Raw genomic sequence first — 1420 nt, 5'->3', positions numbered from 1 at the left:
CTGGTCGAGCGCTGCTTCAACAAGCTCAAAAACGCCCGGCGCGTCGCCACCCGCTACGACAAGACCGCCGAGAGCTTCCTTGGCTTCATCGACATCACATCTATCCGCCTATGGCTCCGCCATTTGTCAACATGACCTAGTATCGGAACTCATGCGCAAGCATGGCGTGTCGCACGCGCGCGTTCAATTCAAAAAGCGCTGGAGGCCCATGGCCTCGATATCCCTTCTGGAAACTACCTGCGCAAAGTAACTGACGCAGAGTTCATGGCCGCATTCTCGACGGGCAAGAACGACGTCCAGATCGCCAGGGAGATGAACATTGATCGCGGCACGGTGAGGAAGCGCCGTAAAACGTTAATGGCGGGAGGATGACAGCAGAAAGTAACCAGAGTGGAAAGCACACGGCTGCAGCGCCGGTCTCCAAGGACAAGAAAGCGAGTGGTAGCAAACGGTACACATACTAAGTGACGAGGGCGAACAATGCAGCCTCAGGACCCGACAACAAGACCTCCGTAGACCTTTGCGACTTCTTTCTCCCAAGCCCGATTGAACCAAGTCATATGTGGCTTCACCTGCTGCCTGATTTCTTTGCTGCCCATCACGTCAGCCGCCTTGTAGGCATATTTTAAGAAATTCCGGCGCTTTCCTAGGTGGGTATAGCGGCTGAGTACCTCACGCTTGAAAACCTTGAACGACGGAATCTCTTTGCCTTTTGCCGCGACAAGTTTTGCGTGGACGCCGCGTCGCATTTTATGCCGGTACGCGTCGAGGGATGATGGTCGGATCAGCACATTGTTGCCGTCAAACGTGAAACCAAGATACTGGATCGCCTTCGCAGAAATGAGACGACCACCTTGGAAGTGAGCGTGGTCGGTTTTGTCGACCGACATAGCAAGTCCAAAATCGGCCAACATTTTCTCTACAACCGAGACAACGTGATCAACTTTGCTGCCCAGGGGAAGAATGACGGCAATATCGTCCGAATAGCGGCGATAAGACCCGCCGTAGCGTCCAACCCATGCCATCATTTCTCGGTCAAATGTACGCAGGTAGATGTTGGCGTATAGACCAGAAATTGGCGTCCCTTGTGGGATGCCGAACGTCTGTTCATGCTTCCGAACCAGCCCGGCTTTGCGCCCCCTTACGTGCTGGACAAAATCGGCTGGAGAGCAGACCCGACCGTGGCAGTTTCGCTTCTTTCCCAGTACGGCGTCTAAATCCTCCGTCTCAACCCACGAATAGCGGGTCACATTCTTCCAAACTGTGCCGTGGTGGGCGTTTAGGCCGTGTTGACAAAAGGGATTCACAATGCACCGTAGGCGTGATTCAAGCTAGTATCTGCTATGGAGACCAGCTTGGCACGAGACTTGATGACGGACGAGGAGTGGACGTTTTTCGAACATTTCATCCTCGCTGCCCG

Annotated in this window: 2 protein-coding genes; one reads left to right on the top strand and one right to left on the bottom strand. The window is 54.0% G+C overall.

Going from position 1 to position 1420, the window contains the following annotated elements; translation table 11 throughout:
• The coding region (locus tag AB9K34_RS09195; protein ID WP_287883799.1) for a transposase at positions 1-135 on the top strand (135 nt) is incomplete at its 5' end.
• 353 nt (positions 136-488) lie between these two features.
• Here AB9K34_RS09195 and AB9K34_RS09190 read toward each other — a convergent pair.
• Entirely contained in the window at positions 489-1250 is a 762-nt protein-coding gene (locus AB9K34_RS09190) for a reverse transcriptase domain-containing protein (RefSeq protein WP_369954125.1), read from the bottom strand.
• Positions 1251-1420: the final 170 nt, after the last annotated feature.

Source organism: Sedimentitalea sp. XS_ASV28 (assembly GCF_041224545.1).
Lineage (GTDB): Bacteria > Pseudomonadota > Alphaproteobacteria > Rhodobacterales > Rhodobacteraceae > Sedimentitalea.
This window is presented reverse-complemented; position numbering and strand designations above follow the sequence as displayed.